The organism is Nonomuraea solani (assembly GCF_900108335.1).
GTDB classification, from domain to species: Bacteria; Actinomycetota; Actinomycetes; order Streptosporangiales; family Streptosporangiaceae; genus Nonomuraea; species Nonomuraea solani.
Genome location: NZ_FNVT01000009.1, coordinates 275,824 through 299,485 on the forward strand (window position 1 = coordinate 275,824; position 23,662 = coordinate 299,485).

Annotated in this window: 18 protein-coding genes; 14 read left to right on the forward strand and 4 right to left on the reverse strand. The window is 70.5% G+C overall.

Annotated elements, in window-relative coordinates:
* Positions 1-44 precede the first annotated feature (44 nt).
* Entirely contained in the window at positions 45-1,046 is a 1,002-nt protein-coding gene (locus C4V41_RS30865; protein WP_200824334.1) for a LacI family DNA-binding transcriptional regulator, read from the forward strand.
* Positions 1,047-1,059: 13 nt separating this feature from the next.
* Here the strand turns inward: C4V41_RS30865 and C4V41_RS30870 are convergent, their stop codons facing one another.
* Complete coding sequence (locus tag C4V41_RS30870) at positions 1,060-2,268, reverse strand: ROK family protein (protein WP_160150452.1); 1,209 nt, start codon at positions 2,266-2,268, stop codon at positions 1,060-1,062.
* A gap of 133 nt (positions 2,269-2,401) precedes the next feature.
* Between C4V41_RS30870 and C4V41_RS30875 the strand changes: the two genes are divergently transcribed.
* The 11 genes from C4V41_RS30875 to fxsT (C4V41_RS30925) all read left to right on the forward strand — a co-directional run bounded on the left by C4V41_RS30875 (position 2,402) and on the right by fxsT (C4V41_RS30925) (position 17,482).
* On the forward strand, positions 2,402-3,454 hold the full coding sequence (locus C4V41_RS30875; RefSeq protein ID WP_200824335.1) for a sugar ABC transporter substrate-binding protein: 1,053 nt from the start codon (positions 2,402-2,404) through the stop codon (positions 3,452-3,454).
* A gap of 45 nt (positions 3,455-3,499) precedes the next feature.
* Positions 3,500-4,474, forward strand: coding sequence for an ABC transporter permease (locus tag C4V41_RS30880; protein ID WP_103959479.1), 975 nt, complete (start codon positions 3,500-3,502; stop codon positions 4,472-4,474).
* Positions 4,471-5,226, forward strand: coding sequence for an ATP-binding cassette domain-containing protein (locus C4V41_RS30885; RefSeq protein ID WP_103959480.1), 756 nt, complete (start codon positions 4,471-4,473; stop codon positions 5,224-5,226). The genes C4V41_RS30880 and C4V41_RS30885 overlap by 4 nt, the downstream gene beginning before the upstream one ends.
* Positions 5,227-5,252: 26 nt before the next feature.
* Complete coding sequence (locus tag C4V41_RS30890; RefSeq protein WP_103959481.1) at positions 5,253-6,116, forward strand: sugar phosphate isomerase/epimerase family protein; 864 nt, start codon at positions 5,253-5,255, stop codon at positions 6,114-6,116.
* Complete coding sequence (locus tag C4V41_RS30895; RefSeq protein ID WP_103959482.1) at positions 6,113-6,793, forward strand: nucleoside/nucleotide kinase family protein; 681 nt, start codon at positions 6,113-6,115, stop codon at positions 6,791-6,793. Before C4V41_RS30890 ends, C4V41_RS30895 begins: the two co-directional genes overlap by 4 nt.
* A 197-nt stretch (positions 6,794-6,990) precedes the next feature.
* Complete coding sequence (locus tag C4V41_RS30900) at positions 6,991-7,554, forward strand: TetR/AcrR family transcriptional regulator (RefSeq protein ID WP_103959483.1); 564 nt, start codon at positions 6,991-6,993, stop codon at positions 7,552-7,554.
* Between the two features lie 88 nt (positions 7,555-7,642).
* Positions 7,643-8,035, forward strand: coding sequence for a tautomerase family protein (locus tag C4V41_RS30905; RefSeq protein ID WP_103959484.1), 393 nt, complete (start codon positions 7,643-7,645; stop codon positions 8,033-8,035).
* A 255-nt stretch (positions 8,036-8,290) separates the two neighbouring features.
* Entirely contained in the window at positions 8,291-10,606 is a 2,316-nt protein-coding gene (locus C4V41_RS30910) for a S1 family peptidase (protein ID WP_146103841.1), read from the forward strand.
* Between the two features lie 135 nt (positions 10,607-10,741).
* A complete protein-coding gene (locus C4V41_RS30915; protein WP_160150453.1) occupies positions 10,742-14,761 on the forward strand; it encodes a DddA-like double-stranded DNA deaminase toxin in 4,020 nt (1,339 codons plus the stop codon).
* Between the two features lie 199 nt (positions 14,762-14,960).
* Positions 14,961-15,464, forward strand: coding sequence for a chromosome partitioning protein (locus C4V41_RS30920; protein ID WP_103959487.1), 504 nt, complete (start codon positions 14,961-14,963; stop codon positions 15,462-15,464).
* 95 nt (positions 15,465-15,559) lie between these two features.
* Positions 15,560-17,482 (forward strand): FxSxx-COOH system tetratricopeptide repeat protein, encoded by a 1,923-nt coding sequence (fxsT, locus tag C4V41_RS30925; RefSeq protein ID WP_146103842.1) that lies wholly within the window; start codon positions 15,560-15,562, stop codon positions 17,480-17,482.
* A gap of 37 nt (positions 17,483-17,519) precedes the next feature.
* Here fxsT (C4V41_RS30925) and C4V41_RS30930 read toward each other — a convergent pair whose 3' ends face one another.
* Positions 17,520-18,062: a DUF6294 family protein gene (locus C4V41_RS30930; RefSeq protein ID WP_103959489.1), complete on the reverse strand. Its 543-nt coding sequence runs from the start codon at positions 18,060-18,062 to the stop codon at positions 17,520-17,522.
* A gap of 167 nt (positions 18,063-18,229) precedes the next feature.
* Here C4V41_RS30930 and fxsT (C4V41_RS30935) point away from each other — a divergent pair, with 167 nt between their 5' ends.
* Together fxsT (C4V41_RS30935) and C4V41_RS30940 are read left to right on the forward strand one after the other, a co-directional pair.
* The gene (gene fxsT, locus C4V41_RS30935; RefSeq protein ID WP_103959490.1) at positions 18,230-20,914 is read left to right on the forward strand and encodes an FxSxx-COOH system tetratricopeptide repeat protein; all 2,685 of its coding nucleotides are present in this window, start codon (positions 18,230-18,232) and stop codon (positions 20,912-20,914) included.
* Between the two features lie 133 nt (positions 20,915-21,047).
* Positions 21,048-21,407: a DUF2809 domain-containing protein gene (locus tag C4V41_RS30940; RefSeq protein ID WP_103959491.1), complete on the forward strand. Its 360-nt coding sequence runs from the start codon at positions 21,048-21,050 to the stop codon at positions 21,405-21,407.
* A gap of 155 nt (positions 21,408-21,562) precedes the next feature.
* Here C4V41_RS30940 and C4V41_RS30945 read toward each other — a convergent pair whose 3' ends face one another.
* Together C4V41_RS30945 and C4V41_RS30950 are read right to left on the reverse strand one after the other, a co-directional pair.
* Complete coding sequence (locus C4V41_RS30945) at positions 21,563-22,393, reverse strand: hypothetical protein (protein ID WP_146103843.1); 831 nt, start codon at positions 22,391-22,393, stop codon at positions 21,563-21,565.
* Between the two features lie 3 nt (positions 22,394-22,396).
* Entirely contained in the window at positions 22,397-23,329 is a 933-nt protein-coding gene (locus tag C4V41_RS30950) for a hypothetical protein (protein WP_103959493.1), read from the reverse strand.
* Positions 23,330-23,662 lie beyond the last annotated feature (333 nt).

Consider the following 23,662-nt stretch of genomic DNA (forward strand, 5'->3'; position numbering starts at 1 on the left):
GCTCCGCATGACCAGCGGACACACACTTGGGAGCGCTCCTAAAAATGACGGATCGGCAGCCGACGCTGGACGAGGTGGCCCGGCGGGCCGGAGTGTCCAGGGGCACGGTGTCCCGGGTGATCAACAACGCCCCGCACGTCAGCCGGGCCGCACGGCAGGCCGTGGAGCGGGCCATCAAGGATCTGAGCTACGTCCCCAACGTCGCCGCCCGCTCCCTGGCCACCCAGCGCAGTGGCGCGGTCGTGCTGGCGGTCTCCAGCGACGACCAGGCCCTGTTCACCAACCCCTTCTTCGCCGAGGTCATCGTCGGGGTGAACGCCGTCCTGGAGGAGACCGACCTTGAGCTGCTGCTGATCCTGGCCGCCTCCGAACGCGGCCGGAGCCGGCTGGCCCGTGTCCTGCAGTCCCGCAGGGCCGACGGTGTCATGCTGCTGGCCCTGCGGGAAAACGACCCCCTGGCGAAGGTGGCCGCCGAGGGCGGCGTGCCCGTCGTCCACGGCGGGCGCTCTCTGGGCGGCTCCCACCAGTGGTACGTGGACGCCGACAACCGCGACGGCGCGCGCCAGGCGGCCGAATATCTGATCTCCACCGGCCGCACCCGGATCGCGACCATCACCGGGCCGCTCGACATGCACGTCGGCGTCTCCCGCTACCTGGGCTTCCGCGAGGCGCTGGCGCTGGCCCGGCTCGGCGACGAGCGGGTGGCGCACGGCGACTTCACCGAAGCGAGCGGAGCCGCCGCGATGACTCACCTGCTGACCGAGCATCCAGACCTCGACGCCGTGCTGGTCGCCTCCGACGAGATGGCCGTGGGCGCGCTCGGCGTGCTGAAAGAGCGCGGCCGGGCCGTACCCGGCGAGATCGCGGTCGTGGGGTTCGACGACGTGGTGACCGCCCGGCACACCCATCCCACCCTGACCACGGTGCGCCAGCCCATCAAGGCCCTCGGCCGCGAGATGATCCGCATGCTGCTCGCCCTGATCCGCGGCGAGCAGCCCACCCCGCTCATCCTCCCGACCGAACTGGTCATCCGCGAATCCGCCTGAGCCCGTACGGCCGCTATGCCACGGCTCCGTCCACGAGCTGCTGGACCCGTGCGGGGGTGTAGATGCCGTCGACCAGGAGTTGCGCCAGGCCGAGCACGCCCGCGTGCGGGTCGATGTCGCTGCGCACGATCTGCAGGTTGCGGGTGGCCAGCGGGAGCGAGCGCCGGTAGACGATCTCGCGGATGCCGGCGAAGAGTTGCTCGTCGGTGTGGGCGAGCTGCCCGCCGATGGCGATGACACGCGGGTTGAACAGGTTGACCGTGTCGGCGATCGCGCCGCCGAGGATGCGGGCCGCGCGCCGGGCGAGCCGCACCGCGACGAGGTCGCCGCTGCGGATCAGGCGTACGGCGTCGTCCACCGTGGTCACGTCGCGGCCCGCCTCGCGCAGGTCGCGCACGATGGCCCAGCCCCCGGCGTAGGCTTCGACGCAGCCGGCGTTGCCGCATCGGCAGATGGGCGGCTCGGCGACGTCGTCGACCCTGACCTGGATATGGCCGACGTCGCCGGCCGCGCCGTCGGCGCCGCGGTGCACCCTCCCGCTGGCGATGAGGCCGGTGCCGACGCCGGTGCCGATCTTGAGCATGAGCAGGTGGGGCACATCCGGGTAGCGCAGCCGGTGCTCGCCGTACGCCATGGCGTTGACGTCCTTGTCCACCAGGACGGGGCAGTCGAAGCGGGAGCGGAACCAGCCGGGGATGTCGTAGCGGTCCCAGCCGGTCATGATCGGCGGGCTGACGACCCGTCCGGTCTCGAAGTCCACCGGGCCCGGCACGTCGAGCCCGATGCCGAGCACCTCGGCGGGCTTGCGGCGGGCCGCGGCGAGAAGCTCGGCGAACAGGTCGTCCACGATGGTGAGAATGGCCTGCGGGCCCGTCGTCACCTCGGCGCGGACCTCGCGCTCGGCCCGGACCTCGCCGGCCAGGTCGCACAGGGCGGTCCTCAGGCCGGTCGCGCCGATGTCGGCCACCAGGAGCACACCGCGATCGCGGTTGACCACGAACTGGCCCGCCGGGCGGCCGCGAGTGCGCGCCTCCTCCTCGGCGGGGATGAGCAAGCCGGCCGCCAGCAGACCGTCGAGCCGCTGGTTGACGGTGGTTCGCGACAGGCCGGTGTGGCGCATCACGTCGGCCTTCGTCAAGCCGTCGGGCGCGTCGCGGAACAGGCTGAGGATCTCGCCTGAGCTGGCCCCCAGACGCGGGCCGGGCGGGCTCGGTACATCCATACGGGTCACTCTAGCTATGTCTCCAACTAGACGTAAGTCAGCCATGTTTCAACATAAAAAGTCGAAAGAAGGGTTGTCATTCTTCAGAAGCACTGGTTACGGTCATGTCATCGACGCCTGAAAGGGACATCTGATGATGGCCAACACCAGAGGTAGCCGCACCACGGCCCTCAGCGCGGTTCTCGCCGCGGGCGTGCTCGCGCTGGCTGCCTGCGGTTCCGGCGAGACCACCGGGACCACCCCGGCGGGCGCAGGGGCGAGCACCGCGACGCCCAAGATCGCCGCCGTGATCAAGGGACTGGACAACCCGTTCTTCCAGACGATGAAGCAGGGCATGGACGAGCAGGCCGCCACGGCCAAGGTGCCCGTCACGGTCCAGGCGGCCAACGCCATCACGGACACGACCGGCCAGGCGGACAAGCTCAACGGCCTGGCCGGGCAGGACTTCTCCTGTTACGTGATCAACCCGATCTCCGGCACCAACCTGGTCCAGGGTCTGGCCCAGCTCTCCGCCCAGAACAAGACCGTGGTCAACATCGACAGCCCGATCGACGCGGCGGCGGCCAAGAGCGCGAACGTCAAGCTGGCGACGTACATCGGGACCGACAACGTCGAGGCCGGCAAGATGGCCGGGCAGCGCATGACCGAACTGCTGCCGGGCGGCGGCAAGGTCGCGGCCATCGGCGGCATCGCGGGCGACGTGACCAGCGGCGCCCGGATCGAGGGCTTCCAGCAGGGCCTCGGGCCCGAGGTCAAGGTGGCGCAGACCGTCGCGGCCAACTGGGAGCGGCAGACCGCGCTCACCGCGGCCACCGACGTGCTGCAGGCACACCCCGACCTGGCCGGATTCTTCGTCGCGAATGACGACATGGGGCTGGGCGTGGCGCGCGCCGTCGCCAACGCCGGCAAGACCGGCAAGGTCAAGGTCATCAGCGTGGACGGCATCAAGGACGCGCTCGACGCGGTCAAGGCCGGCACCCTGGACGGCACCGTCGCCCAGTACCCGTACGCGATCGGGCTGATGGGCGTGGAGGCGTGCCAGGCGGCCTCGGCCGGCAAGACGCTGCCCGCCAGCGTCAAGGCCCCGGTCGAGCTGGTCACCAAGGACAACGCGGACAAGGCGCTGGCGGCCACGCCGAAGCCGTTCGGCAGCTATGACGACCCGTTCACGTCCCTCATCAAGTAGCGCCTACGCCGTCCCGCCGGCCCGGCGGGACGAGGAGTGACAGACATGGCAAACGCAACGCTCTCGGCCCACGACGCGGAGAGCTGGTCCGCGAAGCTGAAAGACACCGGGTTCTGGGCGGAGTGGGCGGCCCTCGTCGGACTGGTCGTCCTGGTGATCGTGTTCCAGGCGCTCAACCCGGCCTTCCTCAGCCCCGGCAACATCACCTCCATGCTGCTGGCCGCCGCGATCCTGATCGTGCTGGCCGTGGGCCAGACGTTCGTGATCGCCACCGCGGGCATCGACCTGTCGATCGCCTCGGCGATGACGCTGGGCGCGGTGGTCTTCGGTCAGGCGTACACGGCGCAGTGGGGGCTGGCGCTCTCGTGCGTGGCGGGCGTGCTCGCCGCGGCGGTGGCGGGCCTGGTCAACGGCCTGCTCACCGCCTGGGGGAAGATCGCGGACTTCATCGTGACGCTGGGCATGCTCTCCGCCGCCTCCGGACTGGCTCTGATCCTCTCCGACGGCAAGCCGGTCACGATCATCGACCCGGCGCTGCTCACCCTGTCCACCGGGAGGGCAGGGGTCTTCGGCTACTCGTTCCTGATCGCGGTCGCGGTCGCGATCGTGGCGCACGTCGTCCTGTTCCACACCAGGTTCGGCACCCATCTGCTCGCCACCGGCGGCTCACCGGAGTCGGCCAACGCGATGGGCATCAGCACCCGGCGGATCAAGATCGCCGTCTACACCATCAGCGGCATGCTGGCCGGGCTGGGCGCGCTGCTCCTCATCGCCCGCGTCGGCGCGGCCGAACCCGCCTCCAACACCTCCTTCCTGCTCAACTCCGTGGCGGCGGTCGTGCTCGGCGGGGTGAGCCTGTTCGGCGGGCGGGGCACCATCATCGGCCCGGTCATCGGCGCGCTGCTGCTGATCGCGCTGGTCAACGGGCTGACCCTGCTCGGGGTCTCCCAGTTCTACCAACCGCTGGCCGTCGGCGTCGTCGTGGTGCTGGCCGCCCTGCTCACAAGGTTCCAGCGATGACCGACAACGCCGTTCCCCTGCTCGAAACCCACCAGGTCTCCCTGTCCTTCGGCAGCGTACGCGCGCTGGCCGATGTGTCCCTGACCCTGCGCCGCGGCGAGATCACCGCGCTGGTCGGTGACAACGGCGCGGGCAAGTCCACCCTCGTCCGCTGCATCTCCGGCATCCACCGGCCACAAAGCGGGCGCATCGTCTTCGACGGCGCCGAGACCGACTTCCGCTCCCCCGAGAACGCCCGCGAAGCCGGAATCGAGACCGTGCACCAGAACCTCGCGCTGGTGGAGGACCTCACGGTGTGGCAGAACCTGTTCCTCAACCGCGAGATCGTCCGCAGGCTCGGCCCCATCGCCCTGCTCGACCGGCGCGCCATGCAGGCCCGCGCCCGCGAGATGGTCTCCACACTCGCCGTCAACGTGCCCGCGGTGAAGTTGCGGGTCCGCCGTCTCTCGGGCGGCCAGCGCCAGGCCGTGGCCATCTGCCGTGCCGCCGGCTTCAGCTCCAAACTCGTGATCATGGACGAGCCCACCGCCGCGCTCGGCGTGCAGGAGACCGCCCGGGTCGAGGAGCTGATCCTGCGCCTGCGCGACGAAGGGCACGCGGTCCTGCTCATCAGCCACAACTTCGCCCAGGTCATGCGGCTCAGCCAGCAGGTGTGGGTGATGCGCGCCGGACAGTGCGTGGGCGGGCGGCGCACCGACGAGACCACCGGCGAGGAGATCGTCGCCCTGATCACCGGCGCGCTCGGCAACTGACGTTCCCAGAAAGGCAACTCCTTCAGATGACCACCAACCCCATCGGCGTGCACGCCCTCGTCTGGGTCGGGGACACCGGCCCGGCCTCGCTGGCGTACGCGATCGACAAGACCAAGGCGGCCGGCTTCGACCTGCTGGAGCTCTCGCTGCACGACTCGGTGAACCTCGACGTCGCCGCGGCGCGCGAGGCCCTGCGCACGGCAGGGCTGGGCGTGGTCTGCTCCCGCGGCCTCGCCTTCGACGCCGACGTCTCCAGCGACGACCCGGCCGTGGTCGAGCGCGGCGAAAAGCTGCTGCACGACTCCCTGGCCGTCACCCGCGCCCTCGGCGGCACCCACTTCACCGGCGCGCTCTACAGCGCGCTGGGCAAGTACGGCCGCCCGCTCACCGAGGCGGGACGGCGCAACGTGGTCACGGTGCTGCGCCGTCTGGCCCAGGAGGCGGACGGCCACGGCATGACGCTCGGCCTGGAGATCTGCAACCGGTATGAGACCAACGTGATCAACACCGCCCGGGACGCGCTGCGCCTCGCCGACGACATCGGCGAGGACAACGTGCTGATCCACCTCGACACCTACCACATGAACATCGAGGAGGACGACCTCGTACGCCCGGTGCGCGAGGTCGGCGACCGGCTCGGCTACGTCCACATCGGGGAGAACCACCGTGGCTATCTCGGCTCCGGTCACCTGGACTTCACCGCCTTCTTCCACGCCCTGGGCGACATCCGCTACCAAGGACCGATCACCTTCGAGTCGTTCTCCTCGGCCGTCGTGATGGAAGGGCTCTCCAACGACCTGGCCATCTGGCGCAACCTGTGGGACGACGGCGACGACCTCGCCCGGCACGCCCGCGCCTTCATCGCCGGCCACCTCCACACCAGCCGATGACCCTTCCCGAGAGCCTGGACGACCTCCTTGACCGCGCCCGCTCCTGGACCGGCCGGCGCGCCCTGCTCGGCATCACCGGCGGCCCCGGCGCGGGCAAGACCACGCTCGCGGTGACCCTCACCCGCCTGCTCCGTCAGGAACCGCCCCCCGGTCTGACCGCCGACTGGGTGGCCCATGTCCCGATGGACGGCTTCCACCTGGCCGACATCGAGCTCGACCGGCTCGGCCGGCGCGACCGCAAGGGCGCCCCTGACACCTTCGACGCCGCCGGCTACGCCGCCCTCCTGCGCCGCCTGCGCGAGGACCAGGAGGACATGGTGTACGCCCCCGTCTTCGAACGCGACCTGGAACAGCCCGTCGCCGGCGGTATCCCGGTCCCCCGCGCCGCCCGCCTGATCATCACCGAGGGCAACTACCTGCTGCTCGACGACGGCGACTGGGCCCGCGTACGCCCCTGGCTGGACGAGGTCTGGTACTGCGACCTGGACCACACCGAACGCCTGCGCCGGCTGATCACCCGGCACGTACGCTTCGGCAAGCCGCCGGAGCACGCGGTGAGCTGGGCGGAGGAGGTCGACCAGCGCAACGCCGATCTGATCGCCACCACCAAGCCGAAGGCCGACCTGATCGTCCCCGACCCGGTCATCCGATCGATCGAACATCCTGGCGGCATGTGAGCACGGCACCTCTGGGTGCTCTCGATTGACAAACCGGTAAGTACAGAAACGGACGCACAAGAGGCCCCTGTTCGACGCGGATTCGCGCGACTGGCAGCCGTTCCGGCCGTGAACCGCCACACGCGGGGGCCACGGCGGCTGGGTCGATGCGAAAGGTCTGGCTTGTCGCTGTACCTACTGTTATGTACGCTCGGCCTGTGGACACCCGGGAACGGCTGATCGAGAGCACCCGCGCATTGTTGTGGGAACGCGGCTATGTGGGCACGTCGCCGAAGACCATCCAGGAGCGGTCCGGGGCGGGCCAGGGCAGCATGTACCACCACTTCCGCGGCAAGGCCGACCTGGCGCTGGCCGCGATCACCCGAAGCGCCGAGGAGATGCGCGCCCGCGCGGAGGCGATCTTCTCCGGTCCCGGAACCCCCGCCCAGCGGATCATCACCTACCTGCGCCGGGAACGGGACGTTCTGCGAGGCTGCCCGGTGGGCCGCCTGACCCAGGACCCGGACGTGATGGCCGACCCCACGCTGCGCCGTCCCGTCGAGAGGACCTTCGTCTGGTTGCGCGCCCGGATGACCGGGCTCCTCGCGGAAGCGCAGGCGAAGGGCGAGATCGACTCCGAGCTCGACCCGGCCGCCACCGCCACCGCCCTCGTCGCCGTCCTGCAGGGCGGATATGTGGTCGCCCGCGCCGCCGCCGACGCGGAGGTGTACGCCCAGGCCATCGACGGCGCGCTCGGCATGCTCGCCGGCCACGCTCGCTGACCCGGGAGAGCCCGATGTGCCACGGCCGCGCCTGCCGCCGGCTCTCCATCGACCATGCACCGATCGCATCACTCGAAAGGACGAACTGATGCCCTTTGTTCGCATCGACGCGCTCCGCGCGGACGAGCAGCGGCTGGAGGCCATGGGACGGGCCGTGCACGAGGCCCTGGTCGACGCCATCGGCATCCCGCAGGACGATCTCTTCCACGTGCTCACCAGTCACGGCGGCACGCGGAGCATGCTCCACTACGACAACTACCTCGGCCTGCAACGGAGCGACGACATCGTGTTCGTGTCCATCACCATGCGCTCCGGACGCACCGATGACCAGAAGCGGGCTCTCTACCGAAGGATCGCCGAGCTCGCCGAGGAGTACGCGGGCATCGAGCCGCGCAATGTTCTCGTCGTGCTCCACGAGAACAGGTCGATCGACTGGTCGCTCGGTGAAGGTGTGGCGCAGTACGTACAGGCTGGCGGATGAATCGAATTTTCGAGCCCTGAATCATCTCGAAGAGTGGTTCGCCGGTGCTCGTCAAATGCCGTGCCCGCATTCAGGACAACGGCCTCCGCGGCGCCATGTCGTCGAACCAGAGAATCGATACAGAAACTCGGAGGGCAAATGCCCGGCTTATGTCCGGGTAGTGCCCTGGCTAGCGAATGACCTGATCTTCACAATCGTGTCGTGAACCTCCAGCGGATCATTCGGTCCTTACATGTCACGACCCTCTCCCTCCTCATGATCGCCTCCTCAGCGGTGCTCTGGGCAGGGGCGACGCCGGCCCAGGCCGTCAAGGGAGCCGGCCCGGTGGCCGACGGCACGTACGGTTTCGTGGCGAAGGTGAACGCCGGCGAGACGCACAGCTGCACCGGAGCCCTCGTCAGCCCGCAATGGGTGATCACCGCCACCAGTTGTTTCGCCTCCCAAGGGCAGTCGGTCACGAGCGGAGCGCCGAAGACGGCGACGACGGTGACGGTCGGCAGGACCGACCTGTCCGGTACGAGCGGGCGGGTGCTGCCCGTGGAATGGATCCACCCGCACCGCGACCGGGACGTCGTGCTGGTCAAGCTGGCGCTGCGGGCGGTCGGCATCACGCCTGCCGTGGTCGGCTCCGCCGTTCCCGCCGCGGGGGACGCGCTGCAGGTCGTGGGCTATGGACGAACGGCTGAGCAGTGGGCGCCCAACCGGGTGCATGCCGCGCCGGTCGTGGCGGGGGCCGTGGACGCCGGCTCGTTCGGCTGGACCGGGGCGAACGGCAGTGACGTGAGCGCCTGTCAGGGGGACGCGGGCGCGCCGGTGCTGCGCACGAGCGGGGGCCGCGCGGAGCTCGTCGGGCTCAGCTCCGGGGCGGGCCAGGGAGGCTGCCTGGGCGCCGCCGGCGACGGGGCGCGCGGGGGCGATGCGGCGCGGGTGGACGACCTGGCGAGCTGGATTCGCACGGTCGCGAGCGAGCCCACCACGTCCTTCGCGCAGTACGGCGGCAGCGTGACCGGTATCGGCGGCTATGACCTGAAGGACAACCGTGATCAGGCGGTGGCCTTCGATTACGACCATTCGGGAAAGCTGGATCACCTGCTGCTCTACCGTCCGGGCTCGCAGATCGTCTTCATCGTCAAGCGGAGAACGGACGGCACCTACGCCCCGGTCTTCTCCTCGACCACTGGTATCGGTGGTTATGACCTGAAGGACGGCCGGGACCGCATCATCGCCTTCGACCACACGGGTTCGGGAAAGCTGGACCATCTGCTGCTCTACCGTCCGGGCGGGCAGACGGCCTGGATTCTCGAGCACGGCGCGGGCAACACGTTCAATGCCGTTTTCCACAGCTCGGCCGGCATCGGCGAATATGACCTGAATAGCGCCGAGGACCAGATCATCGCCTACGACTACGAGCATTCGGGAAAGCTGGACCATCTGCTGTTGTACCGGCCGGGGACCGGTATGGCCCGCATTCTCCGGCACAACGGTAATGACACGTTCACGACGGTCTTCGCCACGGCCGATGGTGGGATCGGCGGGTACAACCTGAAGGACGCCAAGGACCGCATCATCGCCTTCGACTACACGAGCTCGGGGAAGCCGGACCACCTGGTGCTCTACCGTCCGGGCGGAGAGACGGCCTGGGTGCTCGAACACGGCGCGGGCAACACGTTCAGGGCCGTCTTCAACAGTGCGGCCGGCATCGGTGGCTATGACCTGAAGAGCACGGCGGACCAGATCATCGCCTACGACTACGAGCACACGGGCAGGCTGGATCATCTGCTGCTCTACCGTCCGGGCGGGAAGACGGCCTGGATCCTGAAGCACGGCGCGGGCAATTCGTTCACGGCGGTGTTCCACAGTTCGACCGGCATCGGCGGCTACAACCTGGAGCTGGCGAAGGACCGCATCATCACCTTCGACTTCCTGAGCACGGGCGGGCAGAGCCATCTGTTCGCCTACCGTCCGGGTGACCAGATCGCCTATTTCACGGGACGGGCTCTTCCGCCGGTGCGCGTGGTTCCGGTCACCGTGACGCCCGTCATCGGCCCGGCCTCCATCGTGGAAAGGTTCGCCTACCCCGCGCACTTCCCGCACGAATACGCGGGCACCTCCGGTCAGACCGATTGGGGTACGGAAAAGGCCGGGGAGAAGAACTTCGAGCTGATCTCCGGGAACGGCGGGATCATCTGGGTCTCGTGCAGTTCCTCCCCGGAGAACGGGGTCGGCGTGCTCAAGGTGTTCCCGGGCCTGCTGAACGGCCAGCCCGTGGTCGGCGAGCCGCACCTCGGGGTGATGGCGGTGTGCTTCAAGGTCCTCGCGCCCACGGGATGGGTGAAGCTCCGGATCCCGAACGTCTTCGAGGTTCAGGGAGACAGCCGCTCGCCGGGCGCCGGCCACGACGTGGACGCGACAGTCGTCAACGTGGAGACCGGAACGGAGCGGACCAAGCTCGTCGAACGGGACGAGAGCGAACAGTTCGGACGCTCGGATGCCACCACCTGTGACGCGAGCCACCCGGATTATCCCGAGAACTGCAGCGAGACCCTCCTGGAGCTGCGAGTCGTCAGCTGAATACCGGACGGCCGGTCGGGCGCATGAGCTCCGGCCGGCCGTTCGGCCCGTTCATTGACCACATCGATGGAAATGGTGGAAGTGAATACGATTCGAGCGTTACGTGGTGGCAGAACGGCAGGGGTCATCGGCACCGTGCTCTCGCTGCTTCTCGCGGGCAGCCCCATCACCGAGGCGAAGGCGGCGGCGGACCCGCCCCCAGCACCGGCATGCGAACGTCAGGTGGTTCTGGAAGCGTGGGTGACGGGCGGCGTGAACGTGCGCCCGGCCGCCGAGCAGGCGCTGCTCGGGGACAGAGCGGCGGTCTGTGCCCTGCTCGCCCGGCTTCCCCAGCTCGTGGCGCAGGACGATCGTGAGCAGGTCGGCCGCATCAAGTCCCAGGGCGAGCCTGAGGTGGCCGCCGCCGCCAATGCCGCCCTGGTCTCGGACGACGCCGGCGCCGTGGCGAGGTTCCTCAACGGTGGCTGGGAGACCGCCCGGGAGATCGACCTGCGCGCCATGGTGAACAAGATGAAGGCGGCCGGCGGGCCGGAGGTCAAGGCCGCCGCGAACGCGGTGCTGCGCAACGGGTCGCGTGGGGACCTGGGGAAGTTCGTCGACTCCGGCTGGCGGGTGCCGTACCGGATGGACCTGCGCGTGGTCGCCAACCGGGCGATGTCCGAAGGGGGCCCGCAGGTGCAGGCCGCGGCGAACCGGGCGCTCCAGGACGGCAGCCAGGAGATGCTGGAGCGCTTCGCCCAGATCGACTGGGGGGTGGCCCAGGCCCGGGACAACGAGGCCCAGACCTTGAACGATCTCCGGGCGAGCGCCGCGGAGGCGACCCGCCGCGCGGCGTTCGAGACGATCTCCGCGGTCGCGCAGGCCGACCGTGCGAAAGCCGAGGCCGCGGCGGCCAAGAGCGACGCGGAAGAGGCGCAACGCCTCGCCTCGCTGGCCGGGCAGGAGTCGGCGGAGGCCAAGCGTCAGGCCCAACGCGCCGCCGAGGCCGCCGACCGTGCCGCGGCCGCGTCCCGGGTCGCCGTACAGGCCGCGCGGACCGCGGCGACGGCCGCGCGGGCGGCCTCAGGGGCCGCCGCACGCGCGGCGACCGCGGCGGCGCGGGCGCACACGAAGTCGGACGAGGCGTGGGCGGCCGCGACGGCGGCGGAGCTGGACGCGGCGGCCGCTGCCAGAGCGGAGAAGTACAACCGGGACATGCAGCGGATCGGTCCGGAGATCACCGCGTTGATCTCGCCCATCAATCAGATCATCGTCGTGACCGAGCAGGCGCACGCCGCGGTCGCCGCCGCCGATTCGGCCAGGGCGAACACCGAGGCCGCCGGACGCGCGGCCGAGGCCGCCGGGCGATATGCGGGAGCGGCCAGCGCCGAGGCCCGAAACGCATTCGCGGCGGCCGCGCGGGCGAAAGCGAGCGCGGACCAGGCGAGGCGCGCCACCGAGGAGACGGTACGTCAGGCGGACATCGCCAAGGACGCGGCCGGAAAGGCGCGCGACGCGGCGACGCGCGCCGTGACCTACGCGGAGCAGTCGGCGAGCGCCGCGGCGAGCGCGGCCCAGCATGCGGGCAGCGCCGTCAACGCGGCCGAGCTGGCGACGCAGCACGCGAACAACGCCTTCCGCGCGGCGGAGGACGCGTTGCGGGCGGCCGAGACGGCCCAGATCGTTTACAAGGCGGCGCGTGAGGTGGACGCCGAACGACTTCAGAAGGAGCTGGAACTTGAGCTGTCCTTCGCCCGGCACATCAGCCAGAAGGCCGCCGAGGCCCGATTGGGGGAGGCTCGCGGCTTCGATGTGCCCATGGGCCAGTACCACACCCCGCAGATCGACGCGCTGATCGCCGAGGTCGCCGGCGCGCCGGAGACCGAGGCCGCGTCGGCGGCCCCCAAGGCGCGGGAGGTGGCCCGCTACTTCGCGACCGTGCCCGGCACGTGGACCAGTTCGGCGGCCATGACGGCTCTCGGCGAGGACAATGACCTCTTCGCCATCGAGTTCGTCAAGAGCGGCCTCGCGTCCGCGGAAGAGCAGGACGACCGCACGAGGCTGACCGGCCTCATGATCACCGGCAGCCCGGCCATGAGAGCGGCCGCTCAGGACGCTCTCGACAGCGGATGGTCCGACGTCATCGAGTTCCTCAAGGACCCGGACTACCCCGAGCGAGCCGCCGAGGACCGGGAGGAGGTCAACGGCATCCTTTCCGACGCCCGCGGCACCGGCCACACCCACATCGAGGAGGCGGCGAACATCGCCCTGCGTTCGGACAGGCCGGACGCCCTCAAGAAGTTCCTCGACAAGGACCACAACACCGCTTACGCGATCGACGTCCGGGCGAAGGTCGGCGCGATCGCCGGGGACGACTCCCACGGGACCGAGGTGCGCAACGGCGCCCAGATCGCGCTGGCCGGCACGACGGCGATGCAGGTCGAGTTCCTGGAGGTGGAGCGGCACCGTGCGGCCCAGCGCGACTACGCGACCGCGACGCACAACTACATCGCCAGTTCCTTGATGATCGAGACCTCGCAGATCGCGCAGCAGGCCGTCGACTTCGCGCGCACCGCGCAGGCCGCGGCGGCGGAGGCCCGCGGTGCGGCGGAGCAGGCCATCGGTTACGCGAACGACGCCGGCAAGGCGGCCGACGAGGCGAGGAAGTTCGCGGCCGATGCCGTGGCCCACGCCCGCGACGCCGCCGCGTCCGCGGAACGGGCCGCCGAGGCCGTCCGCACCGCCGCCGCAGCGACCAAGCAGGCCCAGCAGTCGGCCAGGTCGGCGTCCCTCTCGGCCCGCTGGGCCCGCGCCTCCGCCGTCTCGGCGGCACAGGACGCGGCCAGCGCCTACGCCGCCTATGACACCGCGTACGCCGCGCAGATCGAGGCCGGCAAGAGCGCGTCCGAAGCGGCTCGCATCGCCGCGGAAGTGTTCGAGACCTATCGGCTTGAGGCCGAGGCACATTTGCGCGAGCTCAAGAGGGAATTGAAAGACCACTGCAAGAATGCCCCCAAGCTCGGCAATCCTGGCTACCACGACTGCGACGCACGCGCTGAAGAGATCCTGAACGACCCCAAGGGGCCGCTCCACGATCCGGACGGCTTCGCCAAGGAGAACGTCGAGCACTGCAAGAGGCAGTTCGTCGGCAAAGCCCAGGACGCCTGTATGTCCATCGTCCTGAGCCCGATCTTCTCCTTCGCGGCCAGGGAAATCGGCAACCGGGAGACCGACGCCCAACTCCTCGCCGAAGAGTACATAGCCCTGACCGGCGCGGACCTGGTCAACGCCGCCTCCCAGTACGGCCTGGTCGGCGATTGCAAGAACGCCCTCAAGGGCGGTGTCGCGGATGCGGCGCAGTCGGTCAAGGACTGCCTCACCGGAGCCCTGGAACTGTCCGAAGATCCCGACTGGGACGAGTACGCGTCCCAGTGGAGGGGGACCTTCGTGGAGTCGCACGTCCCGGAGGAACTTCGGTTCGGCGAGTACAACTCGATCTGGGGAACGATGTACCTGCTCGCGCGCCAATCCGATCTGTCCATCCTCTGGGCGACCCGCGAGACCGAGCTGGCAACGTCGATACTGCGCACGGTTCCGATCGGATGCGTCCAGGAAGGCGGGCACTGCCCGTTCGAGGACGCGGCGAACCAGCTCAGGGACGTGAGCGAGACCATCAAACAGCTCAACAACCAGGGCTACATCGTGGACGAGTCCGGACGGGTGCTCGACGCGAACGGCCTGCCGATCGCGAGTCTGCCGCCGGTCACCGATCTGGAGAAGTGGGCGAACTACACCGTCGAGAGCGGTCTGCACGACGACCTCGCGGCCCTCGAACAACGTCTCAGCCTGCTGTACACGCAGCAGTTCGGCCTGCCCATGGCGCCCCCGGCCTGGCACCTTGAGACGCAGCTCGCCTACCGCGTCGCCACGCGGGAGGTGGCGCTGAAGGAGAACACGCTGCGGCTCGTCATGAACAACCGCGGCGGCGTCTGCGACGCGGTGCCGGTCAGCGGCACCGGGCCCGATGCGCAGCGCCAGACCGTGGCCGGGTGCGTCCAGGCCATCAAACTGCTGCTGCCGGCCGGTACCACCATGATCATCTACTATCCGGATCCGGACAATCCGGCGGAACTACTGGAGGTCACCGTGCGTGGGGTCGGCCGCTGGCTGGACTGATCCCGCGGGATGCGCACGGATGGAGGCGCGGTCGTCGAGGAACGCCGCGCCTTCATCCTGCGGCAAGCTCCGCGGCAGAGCCGATGTTCGCCGGTTCTGACCGCACCTCAGTGGCCGACATACGCCGACGAGCCCCACCGACTCCGAGCCGTGCCGAAACAGCGGAGGTGAGGAGCACGATAGCCAAGAGGAGGTGGGCATGGAGCTGGAATTGCTGGCCGGCTACGCGGTGGGCTACTTGGTGCAGAAGTTCGGCCGGGTGTTCCGGCGGGCCGATGAGGAGGTGGATCTGGCCATCGACGCCGGGATGGACCGATTGCACGAGGTCGTGACCGAGCGGCTGGGGAACGAGCCCGCCCTGACGCGGCTCGAGGAGGAGACGGAGGACGGGCGGGAGAGCCCGCGGACGCGGCAGCGGGTGCGGCTGGCGCTGGAGGAGGCGGCGGAGAGCGATCCGGAGTTCGCCGCCGAACTGGAACGGCTGGTCGGCGAGCTGCGAAGACCCGAGGGAGCGCAGGCCGGCGATCATGGGCTGGCGGCCGGTGGCACCGTCAGGATCGAGGCGTCGCACGGCGGCGTCGCGGCGGGAGTGATCCACGGGTCGGTGTCCACGGGAAACCCGATGTCCACGGAGCCATCGAGGTCCACGGAGGACCCGGGGGCCACGGGAAACCCTCCCCGGCCGGGCCCGTCCGACGCCTGACCGGTCCCGGCATTGTCCAGGCCGATCGCGGAGCGATCGCGATCGGAACGCTGTACCAGGAGCGGGCGGCGGCTCCGGCGCATCCGGTGCGGCTGATGCCCCGGCCGCTGCGGCTTGCCGGGCGCGAGGCGCTGCTGGCCGAGATCGAGCGACGGTTCCGCGAGGCGGGCGCACTGCCCGCGATGCTCGTGCTGCACGGTCTGGGTGGGGTGGGCAAGACGAGCGCGGCGCTGGAGTACGCCTACCGGCATCGGGACGGCTACCGCCTGGTGTGGCAGTTCGCGGCGGAGGACGAGGTCGTGCTGTCGAACGGCCTGTCGGAGCTGGCGCTGCTCCTGGGGGTGCGCGGCCTGATCGACGGCGCCGACCCGGCCGCCCAGGTGCACGCCGCCCTGGCCGCCCACCCCGGGCCGTGGCTGCTCGTGCTCGACAACGTCACCGACCCCGGGGTGATCCGCCGGGTGCTGCCCCCTGCCGGGCACGGGCACGTGCTGATCACCAGCCGGTACGCCCACTGGCCGCCCCCGCTGGGCGTCGAGGTGCACACGCTCGAACCCGCGGTCGCCGCCGCCTTCCTGCGGACCAGGACCGGGGACGACGACACCGAGGCCTCCGCCGAGGTGGCCAGGGAACTGGGACTGCTGCCGCTCGCCCTGGAGCAGGCCGCGGCGTACACCCTCGAAACCGGCCGCACGCTGGGAGAGTATCTGGCCCTGCTGCGCCGGCGCCGGACCGAGCTGCTGAGCAGGGGCCGCCCCTGGGAGTACGACCAGCCGGTCTCCGCCACCTGGACGCTGGCCCTGGAACGCCTGGCCGGCCGGAACCCCGAGGCCATCGCGATGCTGCGGTTCTTCGCCTGCCTCGCCCCCGACGCGATCCCGCTGCGCCTGCTGCTTCCGGCCGCCTCACTCACGGGGGAGGCACGGGCCCGTCCCCTGCTGGGGTCCCTCCTCGACGACGAGGCGGCGGTGGACGACGCCGTACGGGCGTTGCGGGCGTACTCCCTGGTCCGGCCCGTCGGCGACGGGAGCACATCCGTGCACCGGCTGGTCCGGTTCGTGGTCCTGGACCAGGTGGCCGAGGAACAGAGGTGGCGCGCCGCCGCGGCCGAGGTGCTGGCCGCGGCGGTCCCCGAGATGCCCGAGCACCGCAAGGACTGGCCGGCCTTCGCCCGGTTGCTGCCGCACGTGGTGGCCGCGCTCGACCCCTTCGAGCCCGCCTTCCGCCGCGTCGCCGAATTCCTGGCCTGGAGTGGCGACTACCCCACCTCCCGCCTGCTGCACGAGCGGGTGCTGGCCACACGCCTGGAGCGCCTCGGCCCCGACCACCCGGACACCCTGTGGTCGATGGACGACGTCGCCTTCGTGATCGGGCTGGCCGGCGACTTCGAGACCGCCCGCGAGCGGTACGCCGACGTCCTGGAGGGCCGTAAACGCGTGCTGGGCGTGACAGACGAGGACACGCTGACCGCCTGGGACCGCCTGGCCTTCTGGACCGGCAGGTCCGGCGACGCCGCGGCCGCCCGCGACCTGTGTGCCGAACTCCTCCCCCTGCGCGAGCGCGTGTCCGGCCCCGAACATCCCGAAACCCTCCAGACCATCAGCAACCTGGCGTGGCAGACCGGCGAGGCAGGCGACGCCGCGGCCGCCCGTGACCGCCTGGCCGCCCTCGTCCCTGTCGCCGTCCGCGTCTACGGCGAGAACCGCCACGACACGCTCACCATCCGCGCCAACCACGCCCACTGGTCCGGCCGGGCCGGCGACCCGGCCGGCGCCCGCGACCTGCTGGTCGCCGTCGTCCGCGACCGCGACCGGGTCTCGGGTCCCGAGCACCCGGAAACTCTCGCCGTCCGCTCCGCACTGGCCCGATGGACCGGCGAGGCAGGCGATCACGGGCGGGCCTGCGAGCTGTATGAGGACGTGCTTCCGGTACGTGTCCGCGTCCAGGGACGTGACCACGCCGACGTGCGCAAGGACCTCGCGAGGCTCACCCACTTCAGGTCCTTGACCGGCCGCTGAACGGCTTCCGCGCGGTAGCTGGCCGGTGTGCTCGAAGTCAGCAGCGGGAACCGTTCATGTGGATACCCTTGATCTGCGCGTACAGGTGCGGCGGATACGTGGCGCTGGGGCCCGTGTAGCCCGGCGTGTCCCCGCGCTTGATCTCCCACGTGTACTGCCGCGAAGAGTCGGGGAGGTTCTTCACGAACTTCGTGCGGTCGTCGTTGTGGCTGCTCGATGTGATCTTGCCGATGTCCTTCCCGCTCGCGTTGAGGAGGGTCACCCGCATCAGCCACGCATCATCGTCATCACCGCTGGTCACGACGCCGGTGAAGGTGGCGTAGCCGTCGGAGCTCAGAGTCCACCTCGCACCGTGGAACATGGTGCAGTCGCCGCGATGGAAGTCCCGCCGCAACACGTAGCTCTTGGTGGCGGTGGCGGTGGCGGTGGCGGTGGCGGTGGCGGCCTGGGCGTCGGCGGAGCCGCCGAGGACGAGGGCCGGCGTCAGCGCCACGACGGCGGCCAGCGCCAGCGACCAGCCGCGCCTCGCGGTGCTGTGCGCGGGGCGAGTGGAGGAGACGGGGAATGAGCTGTTCGGCATGACTGAACCTCCTGCGGACAGGCCGCCATTGGACCGGTTCGGATGGTTTCGCGTGTGCCTCGTCGTGGCCCGGAGCAGATGGGCAGAATGGTGTACCTCGGAAAACATCGGAGTGAGCCGGTTTTCCGGGCGGTTACGATCCGAACCCGGCCGGGAGGGGGACCGGCATGAGCCGACCCGAGAGCACCACAGCCCGATACGCCGCCGCGCTACGGGCCCTGCACGAGGCCGCCGGCGCTCCGGACGGCGGCGTTCTGCGGCGTCAGGCCGCGGCTCAGGTCCCACCGCTGAAGGTGGCGGCCGCTTCCTGGAGCGATTGGCGCAATGGCCGGAACGTTCCCGTCAATCCAGGGGTCGCCCGGTGGCTGGTCGCCTTCCTCACCGAACGTGCCAGGCAGAGGTCGCCCGAGTTCACCGCTCCGCCACCGGAGTGGTGGGAACGCACGCGCGTACAGGCTCTGCTCGAACGCCGCGAGGGCACAGGACGCGGCGGGCGGCCCGCACGGCGGGATACGGCGTCGTCGTGGGTCGTCCGGCGAAGCCGGGTGGGGGTGATCCCCCCGGCGGCCGACTGCCTCCAGCGCCGCGCGGCGATCGACCGGCTGGCCAGGGCGGCGAAGCGAGGCGGAGTGGTGCTGACCGGGATGGGAGGCATCGGCAAGACGCAACTGGCCGCCGCGTACGCGCGCCAGGTCTGGCAGCGGCAGGACGTGGACGTGCTGGTATGGGTGCCTGCCACCGCGCGCCCGCAGATCGTGGCCGGTTATGCCCAGGCCGCCGCCACGCTCGGCTTGGGAGAGCAGGCCCGCGACGCCGAGGACGCGGCCCAGCGGTTCCTGGCCTGGACGCAGACCGCGCCGGTCCCCTGGCTGCTCGTCCTGGACGACGTGCAGGATCCCGCCGACGTGCGCGGGTTGTGGCCGTTCCCCCAGGAGTCCGCGGGGCAGATGGTGGTGACCACGCGGCGCCGGGACGCCGTCCTGTCGGGCCAGGGCCGCCGCCGGCTCGACATCGCCGTCTTCACCCCGGCGGAGGCGCGTGCCTATCTGGCCGCCAAGCTCGCCGCGCACGCTCCCAGCCGGGCCGAACCGGAGCGGGAACTCGACGGGCTGGCAGCCGATCTGGGGTATCTCCCGTTGGCGCTGGCGCAGGGGGTGTCCTACCTCATAGACGCCGACCTGGAGTGCGCCGCGTACCGGCGGCGGCTGGCGGACCGGCGCCGCACCCTGGCCGAGGTGATGCCCGACGACAGCGGCCTTCCAGACGACCATCGCACGATCGTGGCGGCCGCCTGGTCCCTGGGAATCCAGCACGCCGATCAGGCCCGGCCCGCCGGGATCGCCCGCCCGCTGCTGACGGTCGCCGCGCTGCTGGAGCCGAACGGCATCCCGGAACCGGTCATGACGAGCCCGCCCGTCCTGGCTCACCTCGCTGCCCAACGCGGCCGAGCGGTCTCTGCGGAGGACGCCTACGACGGGCTGCGTGCCCTTCACCGCCTCAGCCTGATCGACCACGCGCCCGACACCCCGCATCGGGCCGTACGGGTGCATCAGCTCATCCAGCGTGCCGTCCGCGAGTTCCCGACCCCCGGCTCACGGGACGCCCTCGCGGTGACCGTCGCCGATGCCCTGATGTCGGCGTGGCCCACCGCCGACGCCGCCGAGCCTGTCCTCACCCAGGCATTGCGCGCCTGCGCCGGCGCGCTTCACGACCACGCGGGACCGGCCCTGTGGCGGCCGGGCCCCCACCCGGTGCTCTTCGAGGCGGGACGGAGCCTGCAGGAGGACGGCTTCGGGAAGGCGGCGATCGCGTACTGGGGCGACCTGGTGGCCAACGCCGTCGACCGTCTCTGCCCCGACCATGTCGACACCCTGCGATTACGTGACAACCTGGCCTACTCGCGGGGCCGGGCCGGCGATTCCGCGGGGGCGGTCGCCGAGCTGGAGGAACTGCTGGCCGACAGTGTGCGGGTGCTGGGCCCCGACCACCCCGTTACCCTGGCCGTCCGTCAGAACCTGGCGGCGCAGCGCAGCGACACGGGGAACTCCGCAGGGGCGATCGCCGAGCTGGAGGAACTGCTGGCCGACAGTGTGCGGGTGCTGGGTCCCGAGCACACCGAGATCCTGGCCATCAGGCACCGGCTCGCGTACGCGAAGGGAGAGGCGGGGGCCGCCTCCGAGGCGGTGGAGATCCTGGAACAGGTGTACGAGGCGCGCGTGCGCGTCCTAGGCCCCGACCACACCCAGACTCTCATCGCCTTGAACCACCTTGCCTACTGGCGGGGCAAGTCAGGCGACACGGCCAGGGCGTGCGCGGACCTCAAGCGCTTGCTGGGTGACTGCCTGCGAGTGCTGGGGCCCGACCACCCCGAGACCCTCGACACCCGAGGCCAGCTCGCCTGGTGGCGCTGGGAGGCGGGAGACCCGGCCACGGCCGTCACCGAGTTGGAGCTGCTACTGGCCGACAGCACCAGAGTGCTCGGCGCCGACCACCGCGACACCCTGGTGATCCGCCACAACCTCAACTGCCTCTACGGGGAGGCGGGCGACTTGGACCGCGCGCTGCGCGGGCTGCGGGCGGTGCTTCGTGATCGGCGCGGAGTGCTGGGACCGGACCACCCCGACACCCTGCTCACCCGGTACAACCACGCCGTCTTCCGCGCTCGCTCCGGTGACGCCGCCACGGGCACGGCGGAGTTGCGGGCGCTGCTGGCCGACCGTGTCCGTGTGCTCGGCCCCGACCACCCGCAGGTGCGGGAGACACGGCACGAGCTGGCGCTGTGGACGGACGCTCAGGCCGGCGACTCGCTTCGAAGGCACGTCCGCACGTCACCCGGCGGGAGTCCAGGGTAGTGACCGTTGCCGGCATGGCATGCTGTCGCCATCATGCGATCGCCGATCTGGCGCGATCAGCATGCCGTCGTAAGGGACGAGCTCTATGATCGGTTCGTCCTGATCGTTGAGATTCGGAGAAGATGTCAATCTCATGCGCCGCGCCATGATCCTTCTGGGCGGCGTCGCCCTCGCCATCGGCGCGTTCACCCTCTTCTACCGGGGCCCGGGACAACCGTTCATCCGCGGTTACGTGAGTGACGTCGGCGCCACCATGCTGGTCTACGCGTTCTTGGGGCTGCTGTGGCGCACCACCGCCGCACGCCGCGCCCTGGCCACGGCCGCGATCGCCGCCGCCGTCGAGTTCTACCAAATAGTCGGCACGACCCCGCCGGGCGTCGGCGGTGTCCTGGTCGGCGCGTTCCCCGACCCATGGGATCTGGTCGCCTACGCCATCGGTGTGGTCGCGGCCCTGGCCTGGGAACGCCGATCGGTCCGCGATCAGACCGGCTGACTCCCGCACGCTCACCGGCACGCTGACGGTACGGATGCCTCCGCAACGGCGAGGTCATCGGGTTCGTCCTGCGCGGCCCGGTCCATCAACCCCCGAGAGGGCACTGCGTCGTCCCGGATTCCCAGCACGTCATCGACGAGCCGGCACTGATGGCCTCAGACCGGCATCACCTTGAGGGATTTCATCAGGGTGCGAACGTCCGGCCAGAGATGCTCGTGGGTGTCGGGAATGGTGATCCACAGGACGGCCGGGCGAGGGCGACCGGTGTCGACCGCTATCGAGACGGACAACTCCCGCGAGGCCTCGCGGCCGTCCGGGCTCGGCGGCATCCGCATCATCCTGGCGAGCAGCCAGCCACGGCGTACCGGTTGTGAGGCGATGTCCTCGCCCGTCGTTCCCGCCGGGAACGCGCTGCGCTGCTTGTCGTCGAGCAGCGCCCGGGCGGCGTCGTAGAGGCTGTCGCCCGCGTCGAGCTCGGACCACAGATGCTGGGAGTCGATGTCCGCCCACCAGTCGCGGTCCTCGTCCGGGCCGTACGACTCCGTGCGCAGCGTCTGGCGCAGGTTGTAGCGGCCGTCCTTGACGGGACCGTCACCGATGGGACGGCTCCTCCGCCACGGCGCGCCGAGCTCGGCGAACGACAGGCCCGTCTTGGGATCGGTCACCCTGCCGATCACCTTGGAGCCTCGTCCGGGGTGACGCGGGAGCGTGGCGACGGTCCCCTCAGGGATTCTCGTGACCGCGAGATCGGCCGAGGACGGACTCGGTGTCGGGACGGCGGAGGCAGGGGTGGGCGTGTCGATCGGTGCGGCGGAAGGCGTGGGCAACGCCCGCGCGGGCGGGGCCGCCGTGATCGGCCTCGCGTCACCTGTCGCCAGGCGGAGGCCGACGATGAGCTCGGCGATGAGCAGAGCGCCACCGAGGAGGCGGACCCACATGGGGAACGCCGCCATGAGACCGCGCATGCGGTCGGAAGTCCTGAGCACGGGTCAGCCCTCCCGGGTGAGCAGGGTGAGCCCCACGAGCCGGGCTTGTTCGACGCTGTCACGCAGAGACTCCTCCAGGTGCCGCGCGCGCTCGGTCAGCTGACCGACCTCGCCGGCCGCGAGCTGATCGCGGACCGTCCTGGACAGCAGTTCACGGTAGGCGTCGCCGTCCTCGGCCAGATCCTGCAGCGTCCGCCACTCGGCGTAGACGGCCTCCGCCTCCTCGGTACGCAGCGCGTACTCCTCCAGGGCGGAGATCCGCCGGGCCAGCGCCCGGGTCGCGACCGTCAGCGCCTCCTCCTGCGAGGCCAGCACGGTGGAGATGCGCTCGGTGACGCGGCCGGAGCGGGCTTGGTCCTGTTCGCGACGCAGCCGGGTCAGCTCGGTCAACGTCTCGGCGATCTCCCATGCCTGGCGGGGCAGGGTCACCCGGTTGGCGATGCTGTCGAGCAGGCCGTCCCGGTCGATGGGAGAGCGCAGCACGATGTCCGTCGCGTCCACGGTGCGCCTCAGCAGGGCGGCGTCCAGCGGCTCGAGCATGGAGGCGTGTACGTACCTGCCGTGGTGACGGCGGCCGTACCCGGCCACGGGCGATTCGCCCGCCAGGGCCAGCAGCACCACGGCCGCGACGCCCTGCACGGCCAGGCAAACGAGGAAGAACGTCGTGAGGCCGTACCGGATCCAGACGGCGAGGACCGCCGCTTGGAGCAGCGCCGCTCCTGCGACGAGCATCCGGCGACGGCCGTGCTGTGCCGACGCCAGGACGAGAGGGAGGAAGGCCCAGAGCGCCGACAGCGCCAGGGCGGCCGGAACGTCACCCACCGTCCGCCCGCCCCACGCGGGCCGTTGCGGGTCGGGCGGCAGGAGTTCGGGGTGAGCCGCCATCGCCCGGCGGTGTGCTTCGGGCAGGTCAGGGTCGAGGATGAGGCTGTTCACAGTGCCGACCGCCGTAGTGCCCAGAAGTGTTCGGGCCTGGTCCTGATGGAGGATCTGCCAGTCATGCCGTTCCTGTTCGCGCGTCGCCGATCCACACTCAGGATGCGGCGATCTTCTTGGCAGATCATCCGGGGTGACGCTTGCACGACGCTTGCAGCACCCGGGGTTCCTTTCACCCTGGTGCACAGGCACGCGATATCAACGGGATCGGCCAGCTGAACGTCCCGCCCCGAGGGCGGCCGCATGTGGATGCCGAATATCGATGCGGGCTTCCGGGCATGCTTTCTGCTCCGCGATCGGGACGGGAAGTTCCCCTCTACGCGAGTATGCACT

What these genes read in the sequence shown, in the direction of transcription:
- C4V41_RS30895 (WP_103959482.1), top strand. Translation starts at nt 6,113, where the DNA reads ATGACCCTTCCCGAGAGCCTGGACGACCTCCTTGACCGCGCCCGCTCC.
- C4V41_RS30875 (WP_200824335.1), top strand. Translation starts at nt 2,402, where the DNA reads ATGATGGCCAACACCAGAGGTAGCCGCACCACGGCCCTCAGCGCGGTT.
- C4V41_RS30930 (WP_103959489.1), bottom strand. Translation starts at nt 18,062, where the DNA reads ATGCCGAACAGCTCATTCCCCGTCTCCTCCACTCGCCCCGCGCACAGC.
- C4V41_RS30905 (WP_103959484.1), top strand. Translation starts at nt 7,643, where the DNA reads ATGCCCTTTGTTCGCATCGACGCGCTCCGCGCGGACGAGCAGCGGCTG.
- C4V41_RS30865 (WP_200824334.1), top strand. Translation starts at nt 45, where the DNA reads ATGACGGATCGGCAGCCGACGCTGGACGAGGTGGCCCGGCGGGCCGGA.
- C4V41_RS30885 (WP_103959480.1), top strand. Translation starts at nt 4,471, where the DNA reads ATGACCGACAACGCCGTTCCCCTGCTCGAAACCCACCAGGTCTCCCTG.
- C4V41_RS30910 (WP_146103841.1), top strand. Translation starts at nt 8,291, where the DNA reads ATGATCGCCTCCTCAGCGGTGCTCTGGGCAGGGGCGACGCCGGCCCAG.
- C4V41_RS30940 (WP_103959491.1), top strand. Translation starts at nt 21,048, where the DNA reads ATGCGCCGCGCCATGATCCTTCTGGGCGGCGTCGCCCTCGCCATCGGC.
- C4V41_RS30920 (WP_103959487.1), top strand. Translation starts at nt 14,961, where the DNA reads ATGGAGCTGGAATTGCTGGCCGGCTACGCGGTGGGCTACTTGGTGCAG.
- C4V41_RS30890 (WP_103959481.1), top strand. Translation starts at nt 5,253, where the DNA reads ATGACCACCAACCCCATCGGCGTGCACGCCCTCGTCTGGGTCGGGGAC.
- fxsT (WP_146103842.1), top strand. Translation starts at nt 15,560, where the DNA reads ATGCCCCGGCCGCTGCGGCTTGCCGGGCGCGAGGCGCTGCTGGCCGAG.
- fxsT (WP_103959490.1), top strand. Translation starts at nt 18,230, where the DNA reads ATGAGCCGACCCGAGAGCACCACAGCCCGATACGCCGCCGCGCTACGG.
- C4V41_RS30880 (WP_103959479.1), top strand. Translation starts at nt 3,500, where the DNA reads ATGGCAAACGCAACGCTCTCGGCCCACGACGCGGAGAGCTGGTCCGCG.
- C4V41_RS30870 (WP_160150452.1), bottom strand. Translation starts at nt 2,268, where the DNA reads ATGGATGTACCGAGCCCGCCCGGCCCGCGTCTGGGGGCCAGCTCAGGC.